At 65.1% G+C, this 3,353-nt stretch carries 3 protein-coding genes; all 3 read right to left on the bottom strand.

Annotation, left to right across the window (positions count from 1 at the left end; all coding sequences use genetic code 11):
• Positions 1-1,493, bottom strand: a 1,493-nt coding sequence (locus PMI38_RS25860; RefSeq protein ID WP_008101013.1) for a DHA2 family efflux MFS transporter permease subunit, incomplete at its 3' end; no start/stop codon positions are given.
• Positions 1,490-2,683, bottom strand: a complete 1,194-nt coding sequence (locus PMI38_RS25865; protein ID WP_008101014.1) for an HlyD family secretion protein — start codon at positions 2,681-2,683, stop codon at positions 1,490-1,492. The genes PMI38_RS25860 and PMI38_RS25865, both read right to left, overlap by 4 nt.
• A 30-nt stretch (positions 2,684-2,713) precedes the next feature.
• A complete protein-coding gene (locus tag PMI38_RS25870; protein ID WP_008101016.1) occupies positions 2,714-3,187 on the bottom strand; it encodes a MarR family winged helix-turn-helix transcriptional regulator in 474 nt (157 codons plus the stop codon).
• Between the last annotated feature and the right edge of the window lie 166 nt (positions 3,188-3,353).

Here is a 3,353-nt window from a genome sequence, read left to right on the forward strand (position 1 = left end):
GGCTTGCCCAGCCACACCAGCAGGATCAGCCCGGCAAACACCCAGGTCATCAGGGTGAAGTAATCCACGGTCGACATCATGTAGGCCTGCCGGTTGAGCATCTGTTCCAGCAACGCGTAGCTCTGCGGGTTGGCGCCACCCAATTGTTCCAGGGTATGCCGCGTCGCCGGCTCGAACTCACTGATGTGCTCGCTCAGGTAGGCGTGGTGCTGGTCGGCCCGGCGAATCCAGATCCACGTGGTCAACGACGCGGCAAAACTGCCACCCAGCGTGCGCAGGAAGGTCGCCAGCCCCGAACCGTCGGCGATCTGATGCGGCGGCAGGTCCGACAGCAGGATGCTCAAGGTCGGCATGAAGAACAGCGCCACGCCAATGCCCATGAACAACTGCACCAGGGCAATGTGCTGGAAGTCCACCTCACTGGTGAAGCCAGCCCGCATGTAGCAGCTGCCGCCAATCGCCAGGAACGCCAACCCCGCCAGCACACGCAAGTCGAAGCGGTGGGCGTACTTGCCCACGAACGGCGACATCAGCACCGGCAGCAGGCCGATCGGTGCCACCGCCAGCCCCGCCCAGGTCGCGGTGTAGCCCATCTGCGTCTGCAACCACTGCGGCAGCATCAGGTTGATGCCGAAGAACCCCGCATAACCGCCCACCAGTACCATCGTGCCGATGCGAAAGTTGCGGTGCACGAACAGCCGCAGGTTGACCACCGGATGGCGGTCGGTGAGCTCCCAGATGACGAAGATGGCCAGGAACACCACCGAAATCAGGCTGCCGATGATGATGAACGACGACTCGAACCAGTCCAGGTCATTGCCCTTGTCGAGCACCACCTGCAGCGCGCCGACGCCGACGATCAACGTCAGCAGGCCGATATAGTCCATCGGCTGGCGGCTGGTGACCACCGGTCGCGTGCGCATCTGCTGGCGCACCACGGCAGCGGCGAACAGGCCGATGGGCACGTTGATGAAGAAGATCCATGGCCAGCTGTAGCTGTCGGTGATCCAGCCGCCGAGGATCGGCCCGGCAATCGGCGCCACCACCGTGACCATCGCCAGCAAGGCCAGGGCCATGCCCCGTTTGGCCGGCGGGTAGACGGCGATCAGCAGGGTCTGGGTCATCGGGTACAACGGCCCCGCCACCACCCCCTGCAGCACACGAAAGCCCACCAGCTCCGGCATCGACTGGGCGATACCGCAAAGAAAGGAGGCCAGCACGAACAGCAGCGTGGCCCAGATGAACAGCTTGACCTCACCGAAGCGCCGGCTCAGCCAGCCGGTCAGCGGCAAGGCGATGGCGTTGCTCACCGCGAACGAAGTGATGACCCAGGTGCCCTGCTCGTAGCTCACCCCCAGGTTGCCGGAAATGGTCGGCAGCGCCACGTTGGCGATGGTGGTGTCGAGCACCTGCATGAAGGTCGCCAGCGACAGGCCTATGGTGGTCAGCAACAGGCTCGGCGGGGTGAACTGGGCCGGGGCGTTGTCGCTCATCGCTGGGCCGTCTTGCCGGAAGCGCTGTTCGCGTGGATCAACCGGGCGATCAGTTCGTCGGCCTCGACCAGCTGGCGGTCATACACCTGGGTGGTGTAGCTGGCTTGCTGCGGTGGCTGCTGGGCCAGGGCCGGGCCACTCTGGTCATGCAGGTCGACCTCGACCACGGTGGACAGGCCGATCCGCAGCGGATGGTCCTTGAGCTGATCGGCGCTCAGGTGAATGCGCACCGGTACGCGCTGGACGATCTTGATCCAGTTGCCGGTGGCATTCTGTGCCGGCAGCAGGGCAAAGGCGCTGCCGGTTCCGGCGCCCAGGCTGTCGACCGTGCCGCTGTATTTGACCTCGCTGCCGTACAGGTCGGCGCTGATGTCCACCGGCTGGCCGATGCGCATGTTGCGCAGTTGGGTTTCCTTGAAGTTGGCGTCGATCCACACCTCGTCCAGCGGGATCACTGCCATGGTCGCGGTGCCTGGCTGCAAGCGCTGGCCCAGCTGCACGGTGCGCTTGGCAACGTAGCCGGTGACCGGCGCCACCAGGGTGGTGCGGGCATGGTCGAGGTAAGCCTGGCGCAGGTCGGCGGCGGCGGCCATGACCTCGGGGTGCGAGGACACCACGGTGTCGTCGACCAGCGCAGTACTGGTATTGAGCTGTTGGCGGGCGCTGTTCACCGCCGCCTGGGCCACGGTCAGGTCATCCCGGGAATGCGAGATTTCTTCGGCGGCGATCGCACCGCTGTCGGCCAGCACCTTGCGCCGGTTGTAGTTCTGCTGGGCTTTCTGCAGCTCGGCCTGGCGGGTCTGCAACTGTGCCTTGAGCGAATCGACGTTGCTGTACAGGCCACGCACCTGGCGCACGCTGCGGGCCAGTTTGGCTTCGGCGGACTGCAGGGCGACTTCGCTGTCGGCCGGGTCGAACTGCAGCAGCACCTGGCCGGCGTGCACCAGATCGCCATCGTCGGCACCGATGCTGGTCACGGTGCCGGTCACCAGCGGCGTGATCTCTACCACGTTGCCGTTGACGTAGGCGTCGTCGGTGCTTTCGTGCCAGCGCCCGATCAGGCTGTACCAGACCCAGGTGCCCGCGCCTGCGAGCAGCACCAGCAGCAGCAGGCCAAGCAGCCAGGCCTTGCGCTTGCGCGAGGGTTGCGGCGCGTCGGGGGGAGTTGAGGTGTCTGCGGGAGTGGCCATGGGTAATACCTTGGAAAAAGCGTAACGGGTTCAACGATCGCCGAAGCGGCGAATCGTCAGGGGGTCGCCGGCGCCGATCAGGACCTTGGCCAGCAGGCCTTCGAGGGTTTTCAGCTCGTCAGGCTGCAGCACGCTGACCAGTTCGTTCATCGCCGCCGCGCCGATCTCCGGCAAACGGTCGGCCAGGCGCTGGCCCTCGGCGGTGAGGGCCAGGCGCACCTGGCGGCGGTCATCGGGGCAGCGGTTGCGCAGGATCAGGCCCTTGTGCTCGAGGCGGTCGAGCATGCGGGTCATCGAACCGCTGTCCAGGCCCAGGTAGCGGCAGAGTTCGGCCGGGGTATCCACCTGGTACTGGGTGACGATGATCAGCACCTTGAACTGCGCGGCGGTGACGCCCTCGGATTCGAGGTGCCAGTCGAGAATGCGGTCCTTGAGGATCGCCGCGCGGCCCAAGAGCATGCCGATGGCGCAGGTCTGGAAGTTTTCCGGGGTGAAATGGGACATCGGCGTGGGCTCGGGCAATTGTTTAAAAATATTACTGCCTAGGCAGTGAATGTCAAAGCTTTGATTAGGGGGCTATGTAAAATTTCATGGGATGAGCTGTGGAAGCGGGCTTGTCCCGCGAAGCAGGCAGCGCGGTGGATGGCACCGGCTTCGCCGGTGTTCGCGG

The organism is Pseudomonas sp. GM84 (assembly GCF_000282535.1).
GTDB lineage: Bacteria > Pseudomonadota > Gammaproteobacteria > Pseudomonadales > Pseudomonadaceae > Aquipseudomonas.